Origin of the sequence: Nocardia carnea, from assembly GCF_029869215.1 — a bacterium.
Classification (GTDB): Bacteria; Actinomycetota; Actinomycetes; order Mycobacteriales; family Mycobacteriaceae; genus Nocardia; species Nocardia carnea_B.
In genome coordinates this window covers 32,182-58,443 of sequence record NZ_JARWPM010000447.1, presented here as the reverse complement: position 1 = coordinate 58,443, position 26,262 = coordinate 32,182, and the positions used below count along the sequence as shown (strand labels likewise).

At 69.4% G+C, this 26,262-nt stretch carries 23 protein-coding genes; 11 read left to right on the top strand and 12 right to left on the bottom strand.

The annotated features are described in order from the left end of the window. Window positions 1–469 precede the first annotated feature (469 nt). Complete coding sequence (locus QH276_RS34095; RefSeq protein ID WP_280402704.1) at window positions 470–679, bottom strand: DUF397 domain-containing protein; 210 nt, start codon at window positions 677–679, stop codon at window positions 470–472. Continuing rightward, the gene (locus QH276_RS34090; RefSeq protein ID WP_280402713.1) at window positions 679–1,572 is read right to left on the bottom strand and encodes a helix-turn-helix domain-containing protein; all 894 of its coding nucleotides are present in this window, start codon (window positions 1,570–1,572) and stop codon (window positions 679–681) included. Before QH276_RS34090 ends, QH276_RS34095 begins: the two co-directional genes overlap by 1 nt. A 314-nt stretch (window positions 1,573–1,886) precedes the next feature. On the opposite strand from QH276_RS34090, the gene QH276_RS34085 reads away from it, so the two are divergent. Both QH276_RS34085 and QH276_RS34080 read left to right on the top strand, forming a co-directional pair. Beyond that, window positions 1,887–2,204 carry a hypothetical protein gene (locus QH276_RS34085; RefSeq protein WP_280402703.1) on the top strand — a complete coding sequence of 106 codons (318 nt, stop codon included), beginning with the start codon at window positions 1,887–1,889 and terminating at the stop codon, window positions 2,202–2,204. 75 nt (window positions 2,205–2,279) lie between these two features. Further along, window positions 2,280–2,888, top strand: coding sequence for a LysE family translocator (locus QH276_RS34080; protein WP_280402702.1), 609 nt, complete (start codon window positions 2,280–2,282; stop codon window positions 2,886–2,888). An 83-nt stretch (window positions 2,889–2,971) separates the two neighbouring features. On the opposite strand, the gene QH276_RS34075 is transcribed toward QH276_RS34080, so the two are convergent. After that, window positions 2,972–3,628, bottom strand: a complete 657-nt coding sequence (locus QH276_RS34075) for a hypothetical protein (RefSeq protein ID WP_280402701.1) — start codon at window positions 3,626–3,628, stop codon at window positions 2,972–2,974. Between the two features lie 18 nt (window positions 3,629–3,646). Between QH276_RS34075 and QH276_RS34070 the strand changes: the two genes are divergently transcribed. The 4 genes from QH276_RS34070 to QH276_RS34055 all read left to right on the top strand — a co-directional run bounded on the left by QH276_RS34070 (window position 3,647) and on the right by QH276_RS34055 (window position 7,179). Then, window positions 3,647–3,904: a hypothetical protein gene (locus QH276_RS34070; protein ID WP_280402700.1), complete on the top strand. Its 258-nt coding sequence runs from the start codon at window positions 3,647–3,649 to the stop codon at window positions 3,902–3,904. 127 nt (window positions 3,905–4,031) lie between these two features. Beyond that, entirely contained in the window at window positions 4,032–5,222 is a 1,191-nt protein-coding gene (locus tag QH276_RS34065; protein ID WP_280402699.1) for an NAD(P)/FAD-dependent oxidoreductase, read from the top strand. Window positions 5,223–5,232: 10 nt separating this feature from the next. Beyond that, window positions 5,233–6,168, top strand: a complete 936-nt coding sequence (locus QH276_RS34060; protein WP_280402698.1) for a sigma-70 family RNA polymerase sigma factor — start codon at window positions 5,233–5,235, stop codon at window positions 6,166–6,168. Window positions 6,169–6,345: 177 nt separating this feature from the next. Beyond that, window positions 6,346–7,179, top strand: a complete 834-nt coding sequence (locus QH276_RS34055; RefSeq protein WP_280402697.1) for a CPBP family intramembrane glutamic endopeptidase — start codon at window positions 6,346–6,348, stop codon at window positions 7,177–7,179. Here QH276_RS34055 and sigJ read toward each other — a convergent pair. Further along, entirely contained in the window at window positions 7,155–8,120 is a 966-nt protein-coding gene (gene sigJ, locus QH276_RS34050; protein ID WP_280402696.1) for an RNA polymerase sigma factor SigJ, read from the bottom strand. The genes QH276_RS34055 and sigJ overlap by 25 nt on opposite strands. 137 nt (window positions 8,121–8,257) lie before the next feature. Here sigJ and QH276_RS34045 point away from each other — a divergent pair, with 137 nt between their 5' ends. After that, entirely contained in the window at window positions 8,258–8,857 is a 600-nt protein-coding gene (locus QH276_RS34045; RefSeq protein ID WP_280402695.1) for a hypothetical protein, read from the top strand. A 343-nt stretch (window positions 8,858–9,200) separates the two neighbouring features. On the opposite strand, the gene QH276_RS34040 is transcribed toward QH276_RS34045, so the two are convergent. Then, on the bottom strand, window positions 9,201–10,829 hold the full coding sequence (locus tag QH276_RS34040) for a sulfatase-like hydrolase/transferase (RefSeq protein ID WP_280402694.1): 1,629 nt from the start codon (window positions 10,827–10,829) through the stop codon (window positions 9,201–9,203). A gap of 220 nt (window positions 10,830–11,049) precedes the next feature. Here QH276_RS34040 and QH276_RS34035 point away from each other — a divergent pair, with 220 nt between their 5' ends. The 3 genes from QH276_RS34035 (at window position 11,050) to QH276_RS34025 (ending at window position 14,011) form a co-directional block, all read left to right on the top strand. Further along, window positions 11,050–11,679 carry a TetR/AcrR family transcriptional regulator gene (locus QH276_RS34035; RefSeq protein WP_280402693.1) on the top strand — a complete coding sequence of 210 codons (630 nt, stop codon included), beginning with the start codon at window positions 11,050–11,052 and terminating at the stop codon, window positions 11,677–11,679. 159 nt (window positions 11,680–11,838) lie between these two features. Beyond that, window positions 11,839–13,098: a carotenoid oxygenase family protein gene (locus QH276_RS34030; protein ID WP_280402692.1), complete on the top strand. Its 1,260-nt coding sequence runs from the start codon at window positions 11,839–11,841 to the stop codon at window positions 13,096–13,098. A 19-nt stretch (window positions 13,099–13,117) separates the two neighbouring features. Continuing rightward, the gene (locus QH276_RS34025; protein WP_280402691.1) at window positions 13,118–14,011 is read left to right on the top strand and encodes a GntR family transcriptional regulator; all 894 of its coding nucleotides are present in this window, start codon (window positions 13,118–13,120) and stop codon (window positions 14,009–14,011) included. A 162-nt stretch (window positions 14,012–14,173) separates the two neighbouring features. Here the strand turns inward: QH276_RS34025 and QH276_RS34020 are convergent, their stop codons facing one another. Then, the gene (locus QH276_RS34020) at window positions 14,174–16,210 is read right to left on the bottom strand and encodes an ATP-binding protein (protein ID WP_280402690.1); all 2,037 of its coding nucleotides are present in this window, start codon (window positions 16,208–16,210) and stop codon (window positions 14,174–14,176) included. A gap of 524 nt (window positions 16,211–16,734) precedes the next feature. On the opposite strand from QH276_RS34020, the gene ilvD reads away from it, so the two are divergent. Next, window positions 16,735–18,414, top strand: a complete 1,680-nt coding sequence (gene ilvD / locus QH276_RS34015; RefSeq protein WP_280402712.1) for a dihydroxy-acid dehydratase — start codon at window positions 16,735–16,737, stop codon at window positions 18,412–18,414. Window positions 18,415–18,760: 346 nt separating this feature from the next. Here the strand turns inward: ilvD and QH276_RS34010 are convergent, their stop codons facing one another. The 6 genes from QH276_RS34010 to QH276_RS33985 all read right to left on the bottom strand — a co-directional run bounded on the left by QH276_RS34010 (window position 18,761) and on the right by QH276_RS33985 (window position 26,261). Then, a complete protein-coding gene (locus tag QH276_RS34010) occupies window positions 18,761–19,960 on the bottom strand; it encodes a glycosyltransferase (RefSeq protein ID WP_280402689.1) in 1,200 nt (399 codons plus the stop codon). A 127-nt stretch (window positions 19,961–20,087) separates the two neighbouring features. Then, a complete protein-coding gene (locus QH276_RS34005) occupies window positions 20,088–21,419 on the bottom strand; it encodes a glutamate-1-semialdehyde 2,1-aminomutase (RefSeq protein ID WP_432278754.1) in 1,332 nt (443 codons plus the stop codon). A 21-nt stretch (window positions 21,420–21,440) separates the two neighbouring features. Continuing rightward, window positions 21,441–21,998, bottom strand: a complete 558-nt coding sequence (locus QH276_RS34000; RefSeq protein ID WP_280402688.1) for a YdcF family protein — start codon at window positions 21,996–21,998, stop codon at window positions 21,441–21,443. Between the two features lie 2 nt (window positions 21,999–22,000). After that, window positions 22,001–23,386 carry a glycosyl hydrolase family 28-related protein gene (locus QH276_RS33995; protein WP_432278753.1) on the bottom strand — a complete coding sequence of 462 codons (1,386 nt, stop codon included), beginning with the start codon at window positions 23,384–23,386 and terminating at the stop codon, window positions 22,001–22,003. Next, complete coding sequence (locus tag QH276_RS33990) at window positions 23,383–24,834, bottom strand: protein tyrosine kinase (protein ID WP_280407026.1); 1,452 nt, start codon at window positions 24,832–24,834, stop codon at window positions 23,383–23,385. Before QH276_RS33990 ends, QH276_RS33995 begins: the two co-directional genes overlap by 4 nt. Continuing rightward, window positions 24,831–26,261 (bottom strand): hypothetical protein, encoded by a 1,431-nt coding sequence (locus QH276_RS33985; protein WP_280402686.1) that lies wholly within the window; start codon window positions 26,259–26,261, stop codon window positions 24,831–24,833. The genes QH276_RS33990 and QH276_RS33985 overlap by 4 nt, the downstream gene beginning before the upstream one ends. Window position 26,262 lies beyond the last annotated feature (1 nt).

Sequence of the window (26,262 nt, the reverse complement as noted above, 5' to 3'; positions counted from 1 at the left end):
CCAAATTCCAGTGGGGGGTGGGGCACCCTGGGCCCCGGGTTAAAAAAAAAAAATCCCTACACTCGGGGCTTGGGGCCTAGCGGGCCCAAACCTCCGGGGGGGGGCCCCCACGTCCTCCGACAACGCCGAAAACGCGCGAGGTGGTCGCGTTCGCGGTCGCTCGAATCCGCCCCCGAATGCGGGGCCATGAACCTCTTGCTCGCCGCTGCCCCGCACGGCGAGCTGGGCTGCCTGGTGTCGATCGACGAACGGCCGACCGGGCCCTGCCGTGGGGGGGGGGGGGGGGGGGGGGGCGGGGGGGGGGTCCCCCCCCCCCGGCCCCCGGGGGGCCGGGGGTCCCCTATCGCTGGGCGTCCCCCCCCCACTTCTGGGGCGCTGCGATCATGATGCAGTGGCTGCCGGGTCGGTCGAACTCGCCCCCACACCGACATCAGCCAGGGCTCAGGATGCCGATCGCTCTGGGGAACCGCTAATACCGGCGCTCGAACTCGTCCTCGGCGGCGCAGGCCAGGAACGCGTCCCACTGGCCGGAGGTGAAGACCAAAGCCGGCCCGCTCGGATTCTTGGAGTCGCGGACGCCGACCATGCCACCGCCGAGGTGCGCGACCTCTACGCATGCGTTGTCCCCGCTGCTGTGGCTGCTCTTGAACCACCGGGCTCTGGACAGGTCGATATTCACTACTCGTACTCCCTGGCTATCCGCCGTAGCGTTTGCTTGCTGTCGGCCTGGGACAACGCTACCCGTTTGCGCGCCTCGTGGGCATCTCGATAGCGGGCGACGGTCTCCGGGCGGTCGTGGTATATGTTCCCGGCGAAATTCTCGACGAACACGGTGGGTGGTTCGCCGGTCACTCGGTCGAAATCCAGAATTGTGAAAGGGCCGGGCGCAATGCCGCCGGGGTATCCACTGGAGAACGGCAAAATTTCGACTGTGACGTTCACGGACAGGTCTGCGAGGTGGCGCAGTTGCCTACGCATGATATTCGGGTCGCCGACGATACGGCGCAGCACACTCTCGTCGATCACCAAATCCACGTCGACCGGGTTGCGCCGACGCGTAACAATCCGCTGCCTGTTCAGTCGTATGTTTGTGCGTTGGTCGAGTTCTTCGGAATCCGCGTCCGGGAAGTACAGCGCATCGAGCGCCCGGGCGTACGCGGGAATTTGGAACAACCCGTCGATTATGTCGGGCCGGTACATGGTCAGTTTCGATGCGGCCGTTTCCAGGCTCACGTAGAGACCGAAGTCAGCCCGAATCGCAGGGCGATACTCGTTCTGCCAGAGGCCGTCCGCGCCCAGCCACAGCCCTCCCGCGCCGTCTCCGGTTGCCGCGACCTTCGCGAGTTCGATCAGCTCTTCGAACTGATCCATTCGGTCGTAGATCTGACAGAGCCCTTGGATATCGAGCATCCGGATGCGGTTGGCTTCGCCTTTTTCCAGGCGTTGCACGGTTCCGGCTCCCCGTTCGATGAGCCTGGCGGCGTCCTGGATCGACATGCCCGCCTCCTGCCGCATTTCGCGGAGGCGGCGGCCGAGTTGGCGGCGCGGGATGGTGGTCGGGATCCTTCCCATGGTTTCGTTCCCCCTGATCGTGGATGGCGCACAGTCGATTTCGTGGATGGCCCAACAGGTCGTGCTGGGTGCATTGTGCCCGCGTCGCGGACGGTTTGCTGGGGAATCCGGCGAACTCGCGAGGATCATCCAAATGGGCTGTCCACGAAGGGCTTCCGCGTGTCTACTGGGCCCGCACCCGGATCCGGGAAAGCCCACGGCAGCACGACTGTGCCGAGGGGACATCCGGCACGGTCGAGGAGCATCGTCGCCGGATGGCGCGGTCCCGGCCCCGGTTCCGGGTGTACCCACTACTTCGAACCGGAAGGGCCCGGATGGACGGCACACTGCCGAAGGCGATCGGACTGGAACGGCGGGACTTGTACGGCGACGGCGTGGATATCCACCGGGTTGCCGAGCGGCACGGCTACCGGATCGTATGGACGGTCCGCCTCGATACTGGCCCCCTGGCCACTGCGCTCATCCTGTGCGGCGCGGTCATGGAACACGCCGCGGAAGCGGTCGTGGTGCCCTCGTTCGAGCATGCCGACGCCGTACGGCACGCCATTACCGATATAGCCGCCCTCGTCACACCGATGCACGTCTACCCGCTCGGTTATCGCTGGCTCGTGGTCGACCTGGACCGGCGGTGAATGGATTCGGATCGGCGATGGCGGTCGGATCAACCGGCATTCCGATCTGCCGGGTGCTCGGTACTATCCGGCGGTATGGGCCTCGCCTTCGTAGTCACGTCGTTGATCATCGTCATCACGCCGGGAACGGGGGCCCTGTACACGATCGCTGCCGGTCTGAACCGCGGTGCCCGCGCCGGTATTGTGGCTGCTCTCGCGGGCACGCTCGCCACCCTCCCGCATCTGCTCGCCGCGATCACCGGGCTCGCCGCCGTGCTGTACGCAAGTGGTGTGGCCTTCGCCGTACTGAAGTATGCGGGTGTCGCGTATCTGCTCTTTCTGGCATGGTCGACATGGCGCGATACGGGCGCGCTTTCCGTGGACGCCAGGGCTACCGGCGGTTCGGTCCTGCGCATCCTCGCCACCGGGGTGACCCTGAACCTGCTCAACCCGAAGCTCACGCTGTTCTTCTTCGCTTTTCTTCCGCAATTCGTTCCGGCCGGCGATGCGGGGGTTCCCGCGATGCTCGGGCTGAGCGCCGTGTTCATGGCTATGACGTTCGTCGTGTTCGTGGTCTACGGGGTGGGTGCCGCCGCGGTCCGTGACCACGTGCTGAGGCGACCACGGGTTCTCGGCGTGCTGCGCAAAACGTTCGCGGCGACCTTCGTCGCCCTCGGTGCGCGGCTGGCGGTGCAGACGCGGTGATCGGGGTTTCTGTTCGAGGAGGCTGCGGACGTGTTCGTGGTCCTTCGGCAGGAGCAGTTCCGTTGCGAGCGGGCCCGATGCGATCAGCCGGCGTTTGCCTGCGGCACGTCGACCGCGACCTCGCCGCCGAGCGTATGCCCGCCGGTGAGCCGCAGGTGGTCGCCGCTCCAGAATCGGCCGGGGTCGTACCAGTCGGGGCTCCGCTTCTCCGGTAGCAAACCCATCTCCTGATAGGTGGCGGCGACGATTTCCGCGCAGTAGGCGTTCTCGACCTCGCGGGCCGCGGGGCGGCGGGTTTTGCGGCGCGGCAATTGAATCCGGCCGCGGAACCAGCGTGCGGTCAGCGCTGCCGTGGATGGGAACGGGGTGCCGTCGAGCCGGGCGATCGCGCGCAGCGCGCCGTCCTCCATCGGGCGGGTGGCGGGCGGATCGAGTTGCCGCAGCCAGGCCTGCTGGCCGTAGCGGTTGGCCCACACCAGGACCGCGTCGCGCAGGTTGTGCAGCTGGGCGCCGCGGTGGGTGGTGCCCGACCACATATCGGGGAGCGACCGGCCGAGTTCGGCATGCCAGATCAGGGCGGGGAGATCGTCGATCACCACGGCCATACCGACGTGGTTGACCGGACTGTTGGTGGTCATCCTGATCATCCGGTCGGCCGTGGAATGTCCACGGAACAACCAGATATCGCCCGTTCTGGTGATCTCGACAGCCCGGTCGAGATCGATATCCGTACCCGCCATAGAAGTAGCCTAGGCGTTATGAGGTGGTGGAAGGTGCTGGGTTTGGCGGGTGCGGCCGGTGTGGTCGCCACCGGTGTGGTGGTGGTGCGCGCGGAACGCCGCCGCCGGGCGTACACACCGGACGAGGTCCGGGAGCAGTTGCATGCCCGGTTTGCCCAGGCGGTGGCCGCGGCGGAGACCGTGGACGTCGCCGAATCGGAACCGCGGGCCGCCCGCTTGCGTGCGTGGGCTCGCCGGGTTTTCCGGCGCCCGCGATCGGCCGCGCCGGGAGAGTGATCCACATCACACGATGATCCTGTCAGGGATTCGCGCGCTGCCCCGTTCAAGGGGCACGCGAATCAGAAATTCGCCAGTGCCCGCGAACCACCGGTTCGGGCACGCGAACCGAGACAGGAGCACCGCTATGTTGCATCGCATCGTGATCCTCGGGGCCGGATACGCCGGCGCCTACGCCGCCGGGCTGCTCGCCCGGCGCCTGCATCGCGACGAGGTGGAGATCACCGTCGTCAACGGGGAACCCGATTTCGTCGAACGGATGCGCCTGCACCAGCTCGCCGCGGGCCATGAGCTGCCGCGGCACGAGCTGGCGGAGATGTTCGCGGGAACCGGTCTCCGGCTGCGGGTGGCGCGCGTCGACGCCGTCGATCCGGACGCGCGGACCGTGGCCCTCACCGGGGACGACGGGAACGACCGGCTGGATTTCGACACCCTCGTCTACGCCCTGGGCAGCACCGCCGCCGTGCACGAGGTGCCGGGGGTGGCCGAGCATGCCTTCCACGTTGCCGGGCGACCGTCGGCGTTGCGGCTGCGCACCCGCCTGGACGAACTCGACGGGAACGGCACCGTGCTCGTCGTCGGCGGCAATCTCACGGGCATCGAAGCCGCCACCGAACTCGCCGAATCCCGGCCCGGGCTGCGGATCACCCTCGCCACCAGCGGCGAGCTGGGCGGGTGGCTGGGGCCCGCGGCGCGCCGCCATCTGCGGCAGGCATTCGACCGCTTCGGGATCGCTGTGCACGAGCACACCACTATCGAACGGGTCGAGGCGAACAGCGCGGTCGCCGCCGACGGCACCGTGTTTCCCGCCGACGCCACCGTCTGGACAGCCGGTTTCGCGGTGCATCCGGTGGCCGCGGCCAGCGGGCTGGCGGTGCAGGAGAACGGCCGGATCCTGGTGGACCGGATGATGCGGTCGGTCTCGCATCCGGGGGTGTACGCCGCCGGCGACAGCGCTTTCGTGATCGGCGACAACGGCCGGCCGCTGCCGATGTCGTGCGCGTCGGCGGGGTTCACCGCGACCCAGGCCGTGGCCGCTATCGTCGGTGATCTCACCGGCCGGCCGATCGCGCGGACCGGCCTGCCCTACGTCGGCAACCACATCAGCCTCGGCCGCAAGGACGCGATCTTCCAGCTGGTCGACGACGACGCGCAGTCGCGGGCCTGGGCGCTGCGGGGCCGGCCGGCCGCCGGCGTGAAGGCCGCCATCCTGGCCGCGGGGCCGTGGAGCCTGCGTCACCCGACCTACGGCATGCCCAGGCGCCGGTTCCACGTGGCGGACGCGGCGCAGCGCAGTGGCAAGGCGGTCGCGGCCTAAAGTGGCGATCGTGGACACCGCCACCGTGGAACGCTTCGAGGCCGGCCGCTCGCGGCTGGCCTCGCTGGCGTACCGGCTGCTCGGATCGGCCGCCGACGCGGAGGATGTGGTGCAGGACGCGTTCCTGCGCTGGCAGGCCGCCGACCGGGACCGGATCGAGGTCCCCGAAGCCTGGCTGACCAAGGTGGTGACCAACCTGTCGCTCGACCGGCTGCGCTCGGCCCGCGCCCGGCACGAACGCGCGGCCGGCGCCTGGCTCCCCGAACCGCTGCTGGACGGCGACCCCATGCTGGGCCCGGCCGATACCGTCGAACAGCGCGAATCGGTCACCCTGGCGGTGCTGCGGCTGATGGAACAGCTGTCCCCGGTCGAGCGGGCGGTTTATGTTCTGCGGGAAGCGTTTTCCTACACGCACGCCGAGATCGCCGATATCCTCGATATCACCGAATCGGCGAGCCAGCAGCACACCCACCGGGCCCGGCAGCGGATCGCCGCAGGCCGCCACGCCGGCGCCGCCGACCGGGCCTCGGCCCGCCGGATCGTGGAGGCGTTCGTCGCCGCCGCTTCCTCGGGGCGCACCGAACAATTGGTGGCCCTGCTGACCGATGACGCCACCGCGATCTCCGACGGCGCCGGCCTGGCGGCGAAGCTGCAGGTGCTGCGGTCCCCCCTCCAGATCGCGCGCACCCTGCGCTCGGGCTTCAAACCGACCGCGGCCAAGCGCCGGTTCGTGGGTGCCCCGGTATCCATTCACGCCGGTGTGGTCAACGGTGCCCCCGCGATGGTGGCGACCACCGGCGACCGGGTGGTGGGCGTGGTGGTCCTGGAGGTGCGGGACGGGAAGATCGCGGGTTTCTGCGGTATGGCCGCCACGCACCGGCTGGGCCGCATCACCGAGCAGTGGCGGCGGACCGAGCACCCGGCCCCGCTCATCGAATCCTGGTAGCGAGCGGCACGCCGTCGGCGAAAGCTTCTGCGCTGGAAACGGGTTGGGCGGGCGGATGAGAAGTGCGGCCGGAGATGGGGCGTCATGGGTTCCGTGGCGGCGCGGACCGGCGGCGATGTGCGGGAGTCCTCCCAATGAAGGACGCGCACGGTCCGCTGCCGACTCTACTGTCGGCATATGGAGCAATCGACCGCCGAGCCGCCGGCTCGTGCCGCCGTAGCCGCCGGAATTCTCCTGGTATTCGTGGCCGTCACCGGGTGGTGGCTGCTGCTCATCGACGGGGTGGGCGCTGTCGCCGGTACCGAGTACACCCGCGGCGCGCATATCGTGCGAGCGGTAGGGGCGACGCTGTTCGTCATTCCCTTGCTCGCGCTGATGCGGCGATTCCCGGTCCGCCTCCGCTGGTCCGACCTGGGCCTCACCGGGTGGCGAACCGGGGTGAAGCAGTTCGTCTCCGGTGCCGCCTGCTGGGCGGTCCCCGCATGGCTCACCCTTGCTGTATTGGTGGGAGCAGGCGGGAGCGAGTTGACCGTGCGGGCGCCGGTGGCCGAAATCGCCGTCGCCCTACTGGGTCTCACCGTGCTCGTGCTGCTCTACGAGGCGATACCCGAGGAGTTGGTGTTCCGCGGATACTTCATCGCAATCCTGGCCGGCCGTTTCGCGCCGGTCTGGGCGGTACTGGGCCAGGCGGCGCTGTTCACCGCCTGGGGTGCGCTGAACGGTGGCCAGATCACGGTCGAACGCACGGTGTTGTTCGGGCTGTTCGCCACGCTGCTCGGTGCGTTGCGCACGGTGACCGGCAACCTCTGGTCCTGTATGGGCTTCCACACGGCATTCCAGGTCACCGCCCAGTTCTTCGGCGGGACCTGGACCCAGATGGAGTTACACGATCCGGACCTGACCGTTACCGCGGTGGCCTTCGTCGCCGTTCCGTTCGCGTCGACTGTGGTGCTGCTGTGGTGGCAGCGCCGTCGCACGCCGCGGGGTCACCATTCGCCGGGAAGAGGGTGATGGGGTGCCGTGGCCGCCCAGCGGTCCGCGAGCCGCACCAGTTTCTCCGGATTGACCTGGATACGGATCGCGGCGATACCGTCCGGGGCCGCCTCGAAGCAGAAGACGCCGAGGACTTCCCCGCCCACCTCGACCAGCAGGGCGGGCTCGCCGGCATTGACGGAGACGCTGTAGAAACGCGGGCTGTCGCCGAGCAGTTTGCGTTTGACGGCGTTCGGCCGGAACAGGCCGTACAGGTAGTGCGCGATCGCGGCGGCACCGCGGACCGGCACCTTGCGGGCCTGTACCCGGCCGCCACCGTCGGCGATACTCACGGCATCCGCGGTGAGCATCCGGACCAGTGGTTCGGTATTTCCGCTGAGGGTCGCGGCCAGGAATTCCCGGGCGATCGTGCGCACCGCCGCCGCGTCGACCTGCCGCCGCGCACGGCCCGCGGCGATATGCTCCTTCGCCCGCCGGTAGAGCTGCTGACAGTTCGCCTCCGAGAGATCCAGGATGTCCGCGATCTCCCGGTGCCGGTACTCGAATGCCTCGCGAAGCACGTACACCACCCGCTCCTGGGGTGAGAGTCGTTCCATCAGGGTGAGCATCGCCAGCGATACCGATTCGCGCTGCTCCACGGTATCGGCCGGACCGAGAATGGGGTCACCCGCCAGCACCGGCTCCGGAAGCCATTCGCCCACATAGGTTTCCCGCCGGGCGCGCGCCGAAGTGAGCTGGTTGAGACAGAGATTGGTGAGCACTTTCGTCAGCCACGCCTCGGGCGTTTCGATCCCGTCCCGGTCGGCCGCGTGCCAGCGCAGGAACACCTCCTGCACCGCGTCCTCGGCCTCACCGGCCGACCCCAGCAGCCGGTAGGCGATCGCCGCCAACCGGCCCCGCGATCCCTCGAACAGATCCGTCTCGTGCGCACTGAGCGACATCCCTCCATCGTCGACCATCCCTGTGCACCTGTTCCACCCCCACCCCTCCGGTGGGTGCGCCGGTGTTCGGTCGTGCTGCCCGATCGGGCGGCTGTATCGGAGGGGAAATACCAACAGGTCTGTTCTTTCCGGTGCCCGTAGGCGATCATGATCGCGTGGATCTAGATCGAATCAGCACCCGAACTGCCGAACTGGCGGCGAACTTCGGTGTGCGGGCGCCCCGCATTGTGGCGGGAAACGTTCCTACCTGGTCGACCCTGGGATTGCGGTACGCCACCTGGAAGCGGCCGCCGGTTCTCCGAGTCGGTGCCCGATTCGGCGACCTCCTCGCGGCCGAACAGGAGGGTGCGCTCGCATTAGCTCTCGTCGCAGGCGATTTCTATCGAGCCGGAGCGTACAAGACCGTTATCGCCTTCGGCCTGAGCTTCTCGGCCGTCGGCTTACCGCTGGTCTACCTGGCCGTCCTGTCCGGACTTCCGGGTTCGGTGGTGCTCCCGGTGTTCGCGGCGCTTTACGTGCTCAGCTACCTGCTGACCTTCGCCGTGCGATCCCGACGCATCATCTACCGCATCGACCATCGGGTGGCCGAGGTGATGGGGCGCCCGGTCATGGACTTGATGATCGACCACGACATTCGGAACTACCACTTGGTTCGCGGTTTCATGCGCATCTATTCCAGTGCGTTCAGCCCCACAGTCGCCCAGCGAGTACGACGCCTCGACACCGCCTTCGGACCGCGTGTTCTCGCTGCTTGAGTCTTTCGGCCGCCCGAGCCGTCGGATCACGCCCACGCGTTGTGGCTGATGGCGTGGGTAGCGGAGACGACGCCGGATCCCGCCTGGACGACGAAACTGAACACCGTGGGATTCGCGAGCCGGGCGCCCCGGCAGAGGGGTTCGGTGCGGGGCGCATTCCGAACACGACCCGCGGGCCCCGGTGCCCGACCGCGGGAACGGCTCGCGCTCCTACGTGTCGAAGGTCTCGCCCGGTCCGCCGGCTCGTGCCCGTGCGGCGACCCGCCGTGGAGAGCGGCGGTGGTGCCGGCGGCGCGCTTGCCGATCGTGCAGGCGCCGATGGTCTGCGCACACGGGCTGCGGGTCAGGTTGGGGTCAGCTCCTCGGCGACGAGGGCGTCGACCACACCGTTGAGTTCGTCGACGAGCGCGGCCGCGGCCGGCTCGTGCGCGAGGTTGCGCAGCTCCTGGGGGTCGTCCTGCCGGTCGTAGAGTTCGTACTCGAACTCGCTGTGCGGGCCGTCGATACCCTCGGGGGTGGAATAGCGGCCGAAACTGTAGCGCGGGGTGACGGTGCCACGCAGGCAGTACTTCACACCGGGGGCGGCGCCGCCGCTGGACTTCGCGTCCGCGGTGAGCAGCAGCGCCTCGCGGACGGTGCGGGCCGGGTTGTCGAGTAGCGGGGTGAGGTCGCGGCCGGTGGTGATCGGTGCGACCCCGGCGAGCGCGGCGAGCGTCGGCACGAGATCGATATGAGAGGTGAGAGCGCAGACCGCGGCGCCGTGGGTGCCGGGACGGCGCGGGTCGGCGATGGTGAGCGGAACCCGGTTGTTCTCGCGGTAGATCATCGCGCCCTTCTGCCGCAGCCCGTGGGCACCACCGAGCTCGCCGTGATCGGAGACCCGCACGACGACCGTGTCGCCGGCGGCGCCCGTGGCGTCCAGACCGTCGAGTACCCGGCCGATGAGTTCATCGGTGCGCAGCATCAATTCGAGGTACCAGTTACCCCACTGCTGCCACTGCCTGCGCCCGTCCGGGGAGGTCGCTTCCCCGGGCATGAGCCCGCCTACAGCGGTGTTGAGCGTGCGCCAGACGGTCTGGACGTGGGGTTTGCCGGAAAGGTCGGATTCGAAGTTCGGGGGCACCTCGGCGCCGTGGTCGGGGACATCCTCGAGGCGGTAGAACCGGGGGCAGAACATCATGTCGTGCGGGTTGACCATACTCACCACGCAAAGCCACGGCTCGGAGCGGGTGGCGTTGTCGCGCAACCAGTTCACCGCGCGATCGGTCACACCGGGGTCCGCACGCAGTCCCTCGTTGGGGCCGCCACCGCCGAGGACGTCGTGGGATTCGTGGAAACCGTAGCCGGCCAACCCTGCGGGATCCGGGCCCACCGGGTCGGAGAGATGCCATTTGCCGATGTAGGCGGTGTGGTAGCCGGCCTGCTGCAGCACGGTGCCGAGGGTGGGGATGGCGGTGTCGAGGTTCGCGTTGGCGATGCCGGTGAGGTTGAGCACGTGGTCGACGACACCGGTGCCGCCCACATTGTCGGTCATGCCGTTCACGGGGGCCTGCAGACCGGTGAAGAACGTGGACCGCGCCGGTGTGCAGGGCGCGGTGGGGGTGTGGTGCATGGCGAATCGCACACCGGCGGCATCGATCCGGTCGCGGGCGGGTAGCGCGAAACCGGCCGGGCGCGCGATATCGGCGCGTTCTTGATCGGTCATCACGATCAGGATGTTGGGCCGGCGAGCCGGGGCCGCCGTGGCGGAGGCGGGCCGCAGCGCGCCGAGTGCCGGAGCTATGAACGGTGCGGCTGCCAGCAGGGACAACACTTGGCGGCGGCCCGGGTTGGGGAGAGCATGCGGCTCCGGTAGATGCGCGGGCACGATGGCCTTTCGTTCGCAGGAGTGGGCAGGGTGATTGTCCGGTCGCTCGGCCGGCTCGATGGGTTCGTGGTCGGCGGCGACGTGGAAGCGGTGAGCTGCGCGCATCGCCTTCCGTGTCTGGTCGGACCGGCTCGATGATACCCAAGAGTATCCGATACCTCCGGGTATCCAACCAGTGTGAATACTTGTCGGTATCCGATACCCGGAAGTATCGTAATGGTATGCCGATACCGGGACGATTCCGTAAAACTGGCAATGAACAGCAGATATACCTGCCGGGCGGGCGCCTGTGAGCGGGCCGGTGCCGCGCGTTCCGCGGGAGGAGGTGCGCCGTCGACTGATCGACGCCGCCGCGACGGTCTTCGCCGAAAGCGGGTATTCGGGGGCACGGCTCGATCGGATCGCGTATACCGCCGGTTTCACGAAAGGCGCGGTGTACTCGAACTTCCCGAGTAAGCACGCCTTGCTCGCGGAAGTGATCGAACAGCGTGCGCGCACCCAGCTCGCGCTGGGGAATCTCGAGGTGCGAGCGCAGAACCGGCCCGAGGCGGTGCTCGAAGATATCGCCGAGGTCTGGGCCCGGGGCATCGTCGAGCAGGAGACCTGGACCCGGTTGCTCACCGAGATCGCGCAACAGGCGGCGCGGGATCCGGAGGTCCGCGAGGTCTATGTCGGCGTGCGGCGGGCATTACGGGAGGAGCTGGCCGCTTCGCTGGCCGGGGCCTGCGCCGAACTCGGTATCGAACTCACGGTGCCGGCCGGTCAGCTGGCTCTCACCTTGCAGTCGTTGCGACTTGGTCTGGCACTGGAATACGGCACCGATCCCGACCGAATCGGAAAAGCCGCCATCACAGCCGTTTTCGCCGATACCTTGCGGGGCGTGATCCGGCACGGAGACCGGGATGCCACCGGGCCGGGAATCGATACGGCAACCGGGCGGAAGGACATACCGTGACCGCGGAGCGTCGACCGTGGCTACCGAAGTCCCGGGGAGTGCGCTCGGCACCCCGTATGGCGTCGGTCGCCGCACGGCGTGGCGGTCTGTACTAGTACACAGTGCGGGGATCGTGCTGTGCGGGACCGGTTTCCGGGCCGCAGTTCCTAGGTTGTTCTCATGAGGTATCTGGAAGGACATTTCGCGCCGGTAGAGGTGGAGGTCACGGCCTACGATCTGCCGGTGACCGGGCATATTCCGGCCGAACTCGGTGGCCGGTATGTGCGCAACGGTCCCAATCCGGTGAGCGTGGAGGAGCCGGGCGCTCACGTCTGGGGGATGGGGCAGGGCATGGTGCACGGGGTGCGGCTGCGGGACGGGCGGGCCGAGTGGTATCGCAACCGGTTCGTGCGGGTCCCGGGTTTTGCCCCCATGGTGCATGTGATCGGGCATGCGGGGCAGACATTCGCCATGGCCGAGGGCGGACTGCCGCCGGCCTTACTGGACGACGAACTGAACACCGTCGGATTCGCCGAGCTGGGCGCGACGGCGGAGGGATTCAGCGCGGGGGCGCATTCCAAACACGACCCGCGGACGGGGGAGTTGCATTCGCTGTCCTATATGCCCGGCCGTGATTTCGTGCAGTACATCGTGACCGATACCGCGGGGGCGGTGATCCGCACCGTGCCGATCGAGATGACGCGGACGCCGTTTCTGCACGACTTCGCGCTCACCGGCAACCATGTGGTGCTCTGGGATACCCCGCTCGGGTTCGACGGGTTCGACTGCCGCTGGCTACCGGAGCACCCCACCCGGGTGGGGGTGATGCCGCGGACGGGTGGGGAAGTGCGCTGGCACGATATCGATCCGGTACATGTCAGTCATACGCTCAACGCCTACGAGGAGGGTGAGTCGATCATCGTCGATCTGGTCACCGCGCAGGGCCCGTTCGACCCCGCCGATCCCGGCGCGATCCGGCCGGTACTGGACCGCTGGACCCTCACCACCGGCAAGTTCCGGCAGCAACGCATCGACGACCGGCCGCAGGACTTCCCCCGCATCAACGACGCCTACGCCGCGCACCCCCACCGCTACGGGTACTCCGCCGCGACGGCCCTGTATGGCATACCGTTCGCAGCCGAGGGCGCGCCCCCGGACGATTCGTTCACCAATGCACTGGTCAAACACGATTTTCAGCGAGGCACCGCGGAGGTGCACGCGTTCGGCGCCGGAGAAGCCGTGGGCGAGGCGGTGTTCGCGGCCACCGGACCGGGTGAAGACGAGGGGTATCTCCTCACCTACGTTCACGATCCGCACCGCAACGCCGCCGATCTGGTCGTACTGGCCGCTCAGGACTTCACCGGCGCACCCGTCGCGCGTATTCACCTGCCCGCCCGCGTACCGCTGGGCCTGCACGGCAACTGGCTGCCCGACCACTGACCCATGCCAGCATGATGGGGTGACCGATCCCCGCCCGCCCTACCTCCGTATCGTCGCCGAGATCGAGCGGCGCATCGCCGCGGGCGAACTGCGGCCGGGCGATCCCGTTCCCACCACCAGGTCCATCGCACGCGACTGGGGCGTCGCCATCGCCACCGCCACCAAAGCGCTGGCCACACTCAAACATTCAGGTGCCATCGAATCGACCTCCCGCGTCGGCGCCGTGGTCGCCGCGCGACGGCTGCCCGCGCGGACGGTCGAGGGGCTCGACCGTGAACAGGTCGTGCGCGCGGCGATGCGGATTGCCGACCAGGGCGGTCTGGCCGCGCTGTCCCTGCGGGCAGTGGCCGCCGACCTCGGCGTCGCGACGATGACGCTGCGCCGCCATCTCGATGCCGGCGCCGAACTCACCCAGCTGCTCGCGGATGCCGCGTTCGCCGAGATCGACTACCCCGAGCCGTCGCCGGTGTGGCGCTCCCATCTGCGCGTGGCCGCGCAGCTGCAATGGGGTGTCTACCAGCGGCATCCGTGGGTGCCGCCGCTGGTGTCGATCACTCGCCCGGCCACCCTGCCGGCCATGATCGCCTACGGGCTGTGGACGTTGCGTGCCTTCGACGGCCTGGAGCTGGATTCCTCCACCCGGCTCCACGTCTACGCCACCCTGGTCAACTATGTGCGGGGCACCGCGATGAACATCGAGAGCGAAGCCCGCGCCGAACTGGACACCGGAATGACGAGCCGGCAATGGGGCGCGGCCCGGCTCGCCGTGGACCGGCCACTGATCACCCAGCTCACCGAACCGGATACCGAGGTCGACCTGGAATCACTGTTCGCGTTCGGACTGGAACGGCTGCTCGACGGCCTGACCGTTGTGCTGACACCGCGGCAAGCGGCTCGGCGATCGCGGAAGTGAGGTCCGGCCGGCCGCCGGGGCAGTGGGTCCGCCGCGCCGGGCCGGGTCGACTGCCGGCCATCGGGCGCGGCCGCGGTCAGTGCAGAAGTGTGCCCAGCTGCCGGGCAGTTTCCGTGACCGCGGTGGCGAGGGCGCGCCGGTGTGGTGCCACGGGCCTGCAGTTCAGCCCGCGGAGGCGCCGGGGGTGAGATAGCCCGGTTCGCCGAGGCGCATCGCGTCGACGCGATCCAGGAAATCGCGGTGGGCGCGCAGGGTCGAATCGAGCAGTTCGCGCCAGGTGCGGCGGTCGATGCGGAAATCGTTGCGGAGCGAGGACAGCGAAGCGGGGCGGAGCCGGTCGATATGGTCGACGATGAAGGTGAGGCGGCGGCGGGGGAACTGTTCGCCGATGCGCGGGTTCTCGTCGAGGAATGTTTCCAGCATGTAGAGGTAGTTCACGGCGCGGCTGTATTCCTCGTCGGTGAGACGGTAGTCCATACGTTTGATCTCCACGATCCACAGTTCCCCGGAATCGTGCAGCAACACGAAATCGGGTTCGCGTTTCTCGCTGCCGATCGCGGTGGTCACCAGCGGGACCCCGGATTTCTGCAGATACCAGCGTTCGAAGGCGGCGCGCACCCGCTTCAGTGATTCGTTCATGCCGAGGGGTGTCCATTCCGGGGCCAGCAGCCACGGGGCCCGTTCGATCAGCTCCTGGAACGGCCGCTCCAGGGAATGCCGGTCGTCGATGAGGGTTTGCAACCGGTTGACCACCGCGACCCGTTCCGAGGCGATCTGGCCCAGCGAATACACCTCGGCCACCCGGGCGGTTTCGAACAGTGCGACGACGATATCGAGCCGGTTACCCGTATCCTCGGCGACCTCTTTCAACGTTTCCAGCAGGCTGCGCTGCGGGCCGAGCGATAGCGCGAGCCGCACCAGGCTGTCGATATGGTTCTGGTCCTCGAGCGCGGCGCGGTCCTTGTTGTTCACCAGAATGCGGGCGGCGTCCATCACCGATTTGCGGAACATCCGGTCCTGCGGCGCGATGGACTGCAACATGGTGTGGATACCGGAGCGTTCGACGAATTCCTCCCACACCCGGCGCTTCACCGAACTCTCGCCGAGCCGGCCCAGCTCCCGGATCAGATTGCGGCCCCACGCCGACAGTGCCTCACCGCGTTCGGAGTTCCAGATGATGTCCTGACGGTCGGAGCGCACGAGATCTTCTTCGCTGTCGAGCCAGTCCACGTGAATCGCGCCGACCAGGTACGACCGCAGTTTGAACTCGCCGGTGAATCCGGCCGGTATCCCGAAATCGCGGGTCTGGGCGACCAGTTTGCCGCGGGCGTAGATGCGGACCCCGGCCATGGCGTCGTCCCGGTAGGGGTGTTTGGCGTAGGCGACCCAGCCGGTCACCGGCAGGAACCGGTCACCGAGTTCCACCGGACGGTCGGCCACAGCGATCCGGGTTTCCGGCATGACGTCGATGGCCAGATCGCGCAGCACGAAATACTGGGGCGCATCCGCCGCGGCGACACTGTTGCGTACCTCCACCTGCCAGTCGGTGCGTTCGAGACCGAACCGGGCCGCCAGCTGCCGGCTCAGTTCCGGCCCGGACGCCACCCGTTTGCGCAGGAAATCACGCAGGATGATCGTCGTGCCGCGCTGGGCGCCGAAGGTGCCGTCGAGCGGACCGGGCCGGGGGTGGTAGTCGCGTTCGGTATCGGAGAGCATATCGTCGAGGCTCATCACGATATTCGCCACCGGCCAGCCGTCCGGTCCGCGTTCGGTTTCCGCGCCGCCCACCGAGATCACCTCGATGGTCCGGCAGATTCCGAAGGCGGCCAGTTTCCCGATTCCCTTGCGGCCCATCACCGGTCGCCGCAGCGAGCGGGACAGATCGCTGCCCGCGCGCAACCGGCGATCGGAACCGACCCGCAGATAGTGGTCGTTGACCTCGTCGGCGGTCATCCCGTGGCCGTTGTCGCGCACCACGATCGAATACGGTGCGTGCTCGGCGGCCCGTACCGTCCCGGCCAGGGTGACACCCCACGGCAGCGAAATCTCCACCCGCGTCGCATCGGCATCGTAGGAATTGGCGATGAGTTCGGCCAATACCGCGGAAACCCGGTCGTAGAGCCGGATCCCGAGTTTGTCTATGGTCAGCCGGCTTATCCGCATGGTGTACTTGGGCGCGTCGGTGTATTTGCTGTCCATAGGGGCTCCCATCGCCCGGTGCTCGACGCGAAGAATATTCGCTACCGTCCAGCGTGCTTGCCGGGGTTGACATTCCGCCGAATAACGGGCGACGAATTCATAACGGCGCACGCGGGTAATGTATTTCGGAACCACCCAGGTGGGCGATGCCATGGCGCGTCCGGGAGGACGCGGAAACTCGTGCCTCGTTGCTTCTCGTGCCGCTGGACATTCACGCCGCCGGGCGTAATATCTGTGCGACGGGGTAACCGCCGGGCGCGGGTCTCGATCGAGTTCTGTTCCGCGTAATATCGAATCCATCTGCCGGGTGCGTATTGTTTTCGAATAATTGGCCGGCGGGGAATGGATGAGAATTCCGGAAGCGCGGGACACGGGAATGTCCGTCTGCCGAGGGCGACGCGCCGCCCGGCCCGTGCCGGAACGTCCGGCCGGTGCCGGGGGCGCCGCTCCGGCGTGGTACACCCGGATCACCGCTCGGAGAGAGGACGATGGCAGGCGTGTCAGCAGAATCCGCAACCCCCGATATGAAACCACGCAGCCGCGATGTGACCGACGGCCTGGAGAAAACCGCCGCACGCGGGATGTTGCGCGCCGTCGGTATGGGCGACGACGACTGGGGGAAACCGCAGATCGGTGTGGCGTCCTCGTGGAACGAGATCACGCCGTGCAACCTCTCGCTGGACCGGCTGGCCGGCGGCTGCAAGGACGGTGTGTTCGAAGCGGGCGGATTCCCCATGCAGTTCGGCACCATCTCGGTATCCGACGGGATCTCGATGGGGCACGAGGGGATGCATTTCTCGCTCGTCTCCCGCGAGGTGATCGCCGACAGCGTGGAAACCGTGATGCAGGCCGAACGGCTCGACGGCTCGGTCCTGCTGGCCGGTTGCGACAAATCCCTGCCGGGCATGCTGATGGCGGCGGCCCGGCTGAACCTGGCCAGTGTGTTCCTCTACGCCGGTTCCATCCTGCCGGGTATCGCGAAACTGTCCGACGGCAGCGAGCGCGAGGTCACCGTGATCGATGCGTTCGAGGCGGTGGGGGCGTGCGCGCGCGGGCTGATGAGCCGGGAAGACGTGGACGCCATCGAGCGTGCCATCTGTCCCGGTGAAGGTGCCTGCGGCGGGATGTACACCGCGAACACCATGGCGAGTGCGGCCGAGGCGCTCGGGATGTCGCTGCCCGGCAGCGCGGCGCCCCCGGCCACCGACCGCCGGCGTGACGGCTACGCCCGACGCAGCGGGATGGCGGTGATCGAACTGATCCGGCGGGGTATCACCACCGCCGATATCCTCACGAAGGAGGCGTTCGAGAACGCCATCGCGGTGGTGATGGCCTTCGGCGGCTCCACCAACGCGGTACTGCACCTGCTGGCGATCGCGCACGACGCCGGGGTCGAGCTGAGCCTGGACGATTTCGACCGGGTCGGCCGGCGCGTCCCGCACCTGGCCGATGTGAAACCGTTCGGCCGGCATGTGATGACCGACGTCGACCGCGTGGGCGGGGTGCCGGTGGTGATGAAAACGCTGCTGGATGCGGGACTGCTGCACGGTGACTGCCTCACCGTGACCGGCCGTACCGTCGCGGAGAACCTGGCCGATATCGCGCCGCCGGACCCGGACGGCAAGGTCGTGCGGGCGCTCACCACGCCCATCCACCCGACCGGCGGCATCACCATCCTGCACGGAACGCTGGCCCCCGGCGGTGCCGTGGTGAAATCGGCGGGCTTCGAATCCGATGTCTTCGAGGGCACCGCACGGGTTTTCGACCGGGAACGGGCCGCGATGGACGCACTCGAGGACGGCACCATCGCCGCGGGTGATGTGGTGGTGATCCGCTACGAGGGCCCCAAGGGCGGGCCGGGTATGCGGGAGATGCTGGCGATCACCGGCGCCATCAAGGGCGCCGGGCTGGGCAAGGATGTGCTGCTGCTGACCGACGGCCGTTTCTCCGGCGGCACCACCGGCCTCTGTGTCGGGCATGTGGCGCCGGAAGCGGTGGACGCGGGCCCGATCGCCTTCGTCCGCGACGGTGACCGGATCCGTCTCGATGTCGGCGCGGGCACGCTCGACCTGCTGGTCGACCCCGCCGACATCGCCCGCCGCGGCGAGGGCTGGGAGCCGCTGCCTGCCCGGTACACCCGCGGGGTGCTCGCGAAATACGCGCGCCTGGTGGGTTCGGCGTCGCAGGGCGCGATCTGCGACTGACCGCCGCCCCGTATCGGCAGGTCCGGCGCGGTCCGCGTGCCGCGGGCGAGTAGGCGGCCGCGCGGCGTCACTATGAGCGCTCCTGCGGTTGCGCGCGATGCCGGGGCCGCGACCACAGCGATGCCGCCGCCGCTCCGGTCGACGGTCGGGTTGCCGGGCGGCGGTCGTGGTCGGCAGCAGTGCGGCGCCACCGCGCCCGCCGAGGGCGGAGCAGCCCGCGTGCCGGCCGCACTACCCGGGATATGCCGGGTCGCCGGTGCGGGCAAGGGTGCGCTACCGCAGTCGCGCACCCGCACGCACCATATGGTTGCGCAGCCGCGGGCGCGGGGTTCGGATGCGGATCCGGTCAGGCGTTCGGCGATGGGGAGGGGACCGTGCCGTGCAGCACCTCGTCGACGACCTCGGCCATGCGGGCCCGGAACATCTCCGGGCCGAAGGATTGCGCATGCGCTCTGATCCGGGCGGGATCGAGGTCGGTGGTGCCCGGATCGCGCAGGGCGGCGGCGAAACCGGAGATGACGTCCTCGTCGGAGCCGAAGGGCACATGGGCACCGCTGAGACCCGGCAGCACCGTATCCAGGGCGCCGCCTTCGCCGGCCGCCAGCACGGGAGCCCCGCACGCCATCGCCTCCACCGGCACGATGCCGAAATCCTCCACACCGGGCATGAGCAGGGCCCGGCAGCGGCGGTACAGATCGACCAGCACCGCGTCGGAGGCGGCGCCCAGGAAGGTGGTTTCCGGTCCGGCGAGCGCTTCCAGCCGCCGCCGGTCACGTCCGGCGCCGAGGATCACCAGCCGCATTTCCGCGCGCTGGGCTATACGAATGGCCAGGTCGGCGCGTTTGTACGGGACGAGCCGGCCGGCGAAGAGCAGAAAATCCTCGCGCGGCACGGCGGGGTCGGGGGTGAAACGGTCGAGCCGGACCGGCGGGTTCACCACGGTGGCCGGTATGCCCCACCGGGTCCGGACCCGGTCGGCGACCGCGCGGGAATTCGCGACCACCGCGGTGAGGCGCGGGGCCGCGGCGAGTTCGGTGCGGCGGGCCAGCATACCGAGGGCGGTCAGCGCGGCGCGGCCGGCCGCACTGTCCGCCTCCTGTGCGCGGAAAGCGGGCTCCCACGCCCAGCGGGCGGGACTGTGCACGTAGGCGATCACCGGTGCGTCGGTGGCGAACACCGCCTGGGTCGCGAAGGCGTGATGGCTCACCACCACCGCGTCGAAGCGGTCCCGCAGCGGTAGCCGGCGTAGCGCACGCGGGACGAGCGGTAGCAGCGGGGCGTGCGAGCGCCGGCCGGTGGCGGTGTAGGCGCGGGAGAGCCAGGTTCCGGCGACGGTGTCCCACGGCGGATACGCGATCGCCGGGGCGGCGGCGGGATCGACGATCGGGGCGAACATCCGGGCCTGCGGCCAGGTGCGGGCGAGTTCCCCGGCCACCGCCTCGGAGCCGCCGTATTCGGTGAACCGCTCGTGCACGATCGCAATCCGTGCCGCGGTGCCGCCGAGAGTGGACGGTTCGTCCGCTGGGTGCGTGGCAGGTGGTTTCATGAGAGATACTCCTCGGCCCGGTGTGAAGGCGGCGGTGGGTTCGTTGCGGAATCGCCGTGGCGCGGCGCCGCCGCTACCGACGGCCGTGGCGCTGTGTGTGATCGGAATCGGTGGATCCGAGTGGGGTTCACCGCACGACCTCCGAGAGCCGGCGCGGTGCCGCGTACGCGCGCAGGGCGGGAGCGACAGGGCGGCCTGTGAGCAGTCCGTTCACCGTGCCCTGTTCAAGGGCCTGACGGTAGACCTCTGCGGCGGCGCGGCAGGCTTCGACGGTGTGGTCGATATCGCGGTTCGTATGCGCGGCAGAGGTGACGAAGGACTGGCCGAGGACACCGCGGCGCAGCAGCTCCTGGAGGAACAGGGTGCGGAATTCCTGGGACGGGTTGCCCGAGGGGTCGAGGGTCTGGAACAGCAGGCAGGACGGGCGCCCCGCGATACGGAGGCGGTCGGCTATACCGAGTTCGGCGGTGACCTCCGCGAAGCCTGCGCGCAGCCGGCGGCCGGCCCGCTCCATGCGGGCGATCGGGTCGGTGGTCGCGTAGGCGTGTACCACCGCGCGGAAGGCGGCCAGCGAAGCGGTTTCCGGACCGTGGGTGGTCGACAGCAGGAACACCCGGGCGGCGTCGGTGCGCAGACCGCCGAGCTCGAGGTATTCGCGCCGGCCGGCGAGCGCGGCGATCGGGAAGCCGTTGCCCATCGCCTTGCCCCAGCAGGAGAGGTCGGGAGTCACCCCGTAGACCCGCTGCGCGCCGCCGGACGACCAGCGGAACCCGGTGATCATTTCGTCGAATACGAGCAGCGTCCCGTACCGGTCGCACAGTGCCCGGACGCCGGTGAGGTAGCCGGGTGGCGGTTCCTGGAGCGCGGTCGCGGCTTCCATGATCACGCACGCCACCTCGCGGGCGGACAGGACCTTTTCCAGTGCGGGGAGATCGCCGTAGGGGAAGCGCACGGTCGGCTGGGCGGGAATCCCGGCCGACATCTCGGTCGTACCGATGAACCAGTCGTCGACCGAGAAGAACGGCTGTTCGCAGGCGGCGACCGTAGGCCGGCCCGTCACGGCGCGCGCCAGCCGCACCGCGGCGGTGGTGGTGTCCGAGCCGTTCTTGGCGAATTTCACCATCTCCGCGCCCGGAACCAGGGTCAGGAAATCCTCGGCGGCGGCCAATTCCAGCGTCGTGGGCCGGGAGAAGTTCACGCCGTCGGCGATCGCGGCGCTCACCGCGTCGACGACCGGCCGGTAGCCGTGACCGAGCGTCACCGACCGCAATCCCATGCCGTATTCGATGAATTCGTTGCCGTCACAATCGGTGACCCGGCACCCGTGCCCGCGCACCAGAACCGGCGCCATCCCCTCCGGGTACTGGTCGGCGCCCCGGGCATAGGTGTGGGCCCCGCCGGGCACCAGTTCGTGCAGCCGCGCCTGCGCGCTGCCGCTCTGACCGAAATCGGTGATCACACTCACTCCTGCGTCGGCCGGCTAGCAGCCGGATTCGGTGAAGGCCTTCAGATATCCGGCGCTCTGCCGCACATACATCCACGCCCGGAAGGCGGGGCCGGTCGGGCTGGGGCTGGCGACCATGGTGAGCTCGCCGTCGAAACAGCGGTCGACGATGAACCGGGCCCGCGAGATATGCGGGGTGAAGGTGACGACGATGATATGGCGCCAGCCACCCGCGATCGCCCGGCGGCGGATCTCCTGCGCCTCGCCGCGGGTGGTCCACGGCCGCGGCTCGAAACAGTCCACCCGGAACGGGTATCCGGCACGGCAGTAGCGGTCCATCCGCGGATCGTCGAGACCGGTGGAGGCGGAGATCAGCAGCTCCGGCGCCCACCCTTCCCGGGCCAGCGCCAGCCCGAAATCGAAGCGTTCGTACGGGGTGCCACCGAGGACCACGATGGCGTCGGCCGGGCGCAGCGGGTCGGTCTGCGGAGCCACGAACACCGGCCATCCGGCGATGCCCGCGAGTACCACCGCGATCAGGCCCGTCACCGCGGCCCGCCACCCTCGCCGCGCACCTCGTGACTGTCGGTCCATCGTCAGCGCACCGGCCGGTCCCGGCCCAGGGGCGCGGTGCGCAGCGCGCCGTCGGGCGCGACCACGAGCCGCCAGTAGCCGCCCTCCGGATCCTTGAGCACCACGCCGGCGTCGGCGTGATCGGAGAGCCAGGCGCCGCTGGCCAGCACGGACGCCAGCCCCGCCCCGTCCGCCGCGGTGGCCCGCAGGATTTCCTCGTCGCCGCCGGAACGGGCCGTGATGGTCCCGGTGAACGTCGGCCGGTAGGTCTGGCCCCGGCCGGTGACCTGCCAGTGCCGGGGGAACACCGCGGGCCCGATCTCGGTGCCGGCGCCGGAGATCAGATTGACCGCGATACCTTCGGGGCAGCCGGCCTCGTCGATCCGCAATTCGATCGGCCGGCTGCCGGGGTCGGCGTCGAAGGCGATATTCGCCAGATACGGCTGCCGGCAGTAGACCAGATCGATATCGCAGGCCCGCGCCGCGACCTTGCAGTTCACCATCCCGAACTGCGACGGCCCGCCCAGCCCGGCGGTGCCCACCTGCACCGCGACCTCGGCGCCCTCGAACCACACATTGGTGAGCCACCAGTTGTTGGCGGCCCCGTCGATCAGCAGGTGCCGGTCGGTGGTCGCCGGGTCGGTATCGGAGACGAATTCGACATTGGTGAGGGCGAGTCCGGCGTTGTGGTCGTTCCCGGTGCCCAGAACGCCGATCCGGTTCCCGGCGAACTTCGAGGAGGTGACGTAGTTCTGGATACAGGAGGTGGCGAGCCCGACCCCGAAGTTGTTGATATCGCAGTCGAGGAACGAGGTGCCGCCGGTATTGGCCTCGAGCACCACCCCGCGCTGCCCGGTGTAGCGGGGGTGGTTGTCGCCGAGGTGGTTGCCGCGCACGAGGACGGAATCGAAACTGCAGCGGAAACATTCGGCCAGCCGGATCGCCGTGGACTGCGGGCCGGTGAGGTAGAAACCGAGGCGCGCGAAACGGATCCGCTGTTTGCCGGTGAGATCCACCAGCGTGGTGTCCTGATCGCAGAACACCGTGGACACATCGGCGCCGTCACCGTAGACGACGGCGAAATCGGGTAGCTCGGGCCAGGCCGTGATCCGGTAGTCGCCGGCCGGCAGGTACACCACCGGGGGTGTGCCGTCGCCGCGGCAGGCGGCGGCCAGCGCCGCCGTATCGTCGGCCACGCCGTCACCGATCGCACCGTACGCGCGGACATCACGCACGGTGGTCGCCGGCGAACCGGTGGGCACGACGACCGGCTCGGGCGGTACCCCCGACGAGGCCAGGGGAGCGGCGACGGCCGCCAGCCCGGCCGCGCCGAGCCCGGCGGCGAACAGATCGCGGCGCTGGACCCGCCGGCCGCGCCGGACGGAGTCACCGGAGTGGTTCTCGGTCACCGGCGGCCCCACCTGCTGCGACGGGTCACCGCGACCACACCGGCGATCTCGGCGCCCGCCCCGGACAGCGCGGTGAGCGCGGCGGTCACCCGATCACCGCGGTCGCGGCCCAGCAGCACGATGCCGACGACACCGGCCGCTCCCGCCCCGGCGGCGTCGGCGGGGGCGATATCGACCACGACGCGATCGAAACGTGTCGCGGCCTCGGTGAGCACGGCGGCGAACCGGGCGGAGGCGAGCAGATCCGCCGTCTGCCCGTCGGCCGCGCCGAGGGGTGCGACGGTGACCGATTTCTCCGGCCACGGCACGTAGATCTCGTCGAGCCGGGCGTCCTGCCGCAGGACGGCGGCCAGACCGTCCGCGGCGCGCGACCCGGTCACAGCGGGGCCCGTGGGCTCCTGCGGATCGTCCGGCACGGTGTTCTTCCCGGCCCGCAGATCGAGCTTGACCGTCGGCGGGTCGAAGATTTCGCCGCGCACCGCGGCCGCGGTCCGGCCGGAGACGGCGGTCGCCAGTTCACGGCGCGGATTACCGTCGCGCACCGGCCAGTCGGGGGTCGCCGGGGGCAGCATCAGCGACTCGGGCACCAGCCCGGACACCCCGTCCTCGCCGGTGTTCGCATCGATCACCAGCACCCGCGCACCGGTCGCGCCGAGTACGGAAGCCAGTCCGAGAACGAGCGACGGTTCGGAACGACCGGCGAGCCGGGTCACGACGATCCGTTCGGCCCGCGGCAGCCGGGCCCGGACCGCGCGCAGCCCGTCGGCCTCTGGTTCGGTGCCGAGCGCGACGGTGCCCAGCACCGGGTGCCCGAGATCCGCGAGGGCACCGGCAGTGCGGATACGCATGTCCAGCCGGTCCAGCAGATACGACGCGACCGCGCCGACCAGCAGCCCCGCGATGGCGCCCAATGCCAGCAGCCGGGTACCGCCCGACCCGTTCGCCTCGGCCGGGGCCTGCGCCGCGTCGACTACCGCCACCCGCGCCGCCGGGGCGGCGGTGACCTCGATGGTTTCCAGTTCGTCGACCAGCGCCCGGAACTGGGCCACCACCTGGTCGGTGAGGATGCGGCTGGTCTCGGCGTTCTCATCGGTCACCGAAACCCGCAGCAGGGCCGTCGCCGGCGGGGTGTCCGCGCTGATCGCGGCGCGCAGTGTTTCGCGATCGACGTCGAGCCCGAGCTGGCCGATGACCCGGTCCACGACACGATCGCTGGTGACCAGCTCGAGGTAGGACCGCACCCGCTGCTGGGCGGCCAGACCGCCCTGATAGGAATCGGCCACCGAGGTGCCGGTCGCCATCGATACGTACATCGTGCTGGTGGCCGTATACGTTTTCGGGATCGAATCCGCCTGGAACGCGGCCACGCCCACGCCGAGCGCCAGCCCGGCCAGCAGCACCGCCCAGTAGCGGCGCACCAGGCGCAGGTAATCGGGCAGTTCCATCATTGATTTCCTTCACTTCCCACGCTCGCGCCGGCCGGTGCCGGGTGCGGCCCGGCCGGTACTTCCCGATCACGTTCTGCCACCGGCCGCCCCGGCGCGCCGTGCGTGCGGCGCCACTGGCCGACCACCAGCCGCACCAGCCACGCCAGCACGACGACCTGTAGATATTTGCCGAGAGTTTCGGCGCTGCCGAGCATTCCGCGTTCGAACACCACCGGGATCTCGATCAAGGCGATCCCGAACAGCACCGGCACCAGATGCCGCGCGTACAGCGTGCGCGACCAGCCCACCAGCACCACCGCGGTGAACGCCACCCCGACCACCACCCCGGTCCAGCCGCCGAGCACATACCCCTCGCTCACATTGCCTTCCGCGAGCGAGACCGACACCTGGCTCATATCGACCGAGGCGCCGCGCACGTCGGCGGCCCACGCGGTGCCGGCGTGCAACTTCTCCTCTGCCAGCAACTGGGCCGGGATCATGCTGCGGGCCAGATGGCCCACCACCTCGGCCGGGCCGAGCCAGGAACCCGGGCCCACGTAGTAGGCATCGGTCGCGGCCTCGAGGAGGTCGAAGCGGCGCAGCAGGCTCAGGAACGGCCGCACCGCATCCGGGTAGGCGCCGTCCACCGCGGCCGCCTCGGCGCGCAGGTGCGGTGAGGTCTTGAGCGATTGCAGCCAGTCGAAGCCGGCGATACCGGCCACCGACACCGCGCCGATACCGGCGATCTTCGCGCGGGTCCAGCCGGTGAGCGCGAACCGCACCGCGACCGCCAGCGCCGCCCCGAGGATCGGGGTCTTCGATTCGGTGGCGGTGGTCCACCAGAGTTCGCCCGCGATGAGCACACCCAGCACCGCGAGCGTGCCCGGCTGCCGGGACGGCCGGGCGAAGACGATCAAACCGACGGCGCCGAGCGTGGCCGGCATGGTGAGCAGGCTCAGCACCGGTGAAGCGCTCTGCACATCGCCGGCGCTCCCGGCGGCGCCGGTGGCCACGCTGAGCAACCGGGCACCGGTGCCCAGGACGTACAGCACCCACAGGGTGGCGATCAGATCCGGATCCCCGGCCAGCGGAGCACGCCCGGGCCGCGGCCGCTGCCGGGCCCACAGTACGTAGGCGAGCACGATCAGCGCGTACACGGTGAGCCCGAAGGCCACCGGCCGCAGCGCGGCCTCGATACCCACGTCGTAGCCGATCTCGGCCAGCCGCGGGTCGGCGATATTGTCGCCGAATCGCGGTTCCGGGCGCACCGTCAGCAGTACCACCGGGCGCGCCACGTACGACATCGCCCAGTACACGGCCTGCGCGATGAGCAGCACCCGCAGCACACCGTGCGCGAGCAGCGCCGCGATCACCAGCGCCGCGAGTGCCGCCGCGACCACCAGCAGCGAGGTATTCGACAACAGCAGGGGCAGCGCCTGGTTCAGCATG

What these genes read in the sequence shown, in the direction of transcription:
- QH276_RS34075 (WP_280402701.1), bottom strand. Translation starts at nt 3,628, where the DNA reads ATGGCGGGTACGGATATCGATCTCGACCGGGCTGTCGAGATCACCAGA.
- QH276_RS34000 (WP_280402688.1), bottom strand. Translation starts at nt 21,998, where the DNA reads ATGGACCGACAGTCACGAGGTGCGCGGCGAGGGTGGCGGGCCGCGGTG.
- QH276_RS34085 (WP_280402703.1), top strand. Translation starts at nt 1,887, where the DNA reads ATGGACGGCACACTGCCGAAGGCGATCGGACTGGAACGGCGGGACTTG.
- QH276_RS33990 (WP_280407026.1), bottom strand. Translation starts at nt 24,834, where the DNA reads ATGATGGAACTGCCCGATTACCTGCGCCTGGTGCGCCGCTACTGGGCG.
- QH276_RS34010 (WP_280402689.1), bottom strand. Translation starts at nt 19,960, where the DNA reads ATGAAACCACCTGCCACGCACCCAGCGGACGAACCGTCCACTCTCGGC.
- QH276_RS34070 (WP_280402700.1), top strand. Translation starts at nt 3,647, where the DNA reads ATGAGGTGGTGGAAGGTGCTGGGTTTGGCGGGTGCGGCCGGTGTGGTC.
- sigJ (WP_280402696.1), bottom strand. Translation starts at nt 8,120, where the DNA reads ATGGTCGACGATGGAGGGATGTCGCTCAGTGCGCACGAGACGGATCTG.
- QH276_RS34020 (WP_280402690.1), bottom strand. Translation starts at nt 16,210, where the DNA reads ATGGACAGCAAATACACCGACGCGCCCAAGTACACCATGCGGATAAGC.
- QH276_RS34080 (WP_280402702.1), top strand. Translation starts at nt 2,280, where the DNA reads ATGGGCCTCGCCTTCGTAGTCACGTCGTTGATCATCGTCATCACGCCG.
- QH276_RS33985 (WP_280402686.1), bottom strand. Translation starts at nt 26,261, where the DNA reads ATGCTGAACCAGGCGCTGCCCCTGCTGTTGTCGAATACCTCGCTGCTG.
- QH276_RS34040 (WP_280402694.1), bottom strand. Translation starts at nt 10,829, where the DNA reads ATGCGCGCAGCTCACCGCTTCCACGTCGCCGCCGACCACGAACCCATC.
- QH276_RS34030 (WP_280402692.1), top strand. Translation starts at nt 11,839, where the DNA reads ATGAGGTATCTGGAAGGACATTTCGCGCCGGTAGAGGTGGAGGTCACG.
- QH276_RS34090 (WP_280402713.1), bottom strand. Translation starts at nt 1,572, where the DNA reads ATGGGAAGGATCCCGACCACCATCCCGCGCCGCCAACTCGGCCGCCGC.
- QH276_RS34065 (WP_280402699.1), top strand. Translation starts at nt 4,032, where the DNA reads ATGTTGCATCGCATCGTGATCCTCGGGGCCGGATACGCCGGCGCCTAC.
- ilvD (WP_280402712.1), top strand. Translation starts at nt 16,735, where the DNA reads ATGAAACCACGCAGCCGCGATGTGACCGACGGCCTGGAGAAAACCGCC.
- QH276_RS34055 (WP_280402697.1), top strand. Translation starts at nt 6,346, where the DNA reads ATGGAGCAATCGACCGCCGAGCCGCCGGCTCGTGCCGCCGTAGCCGCC.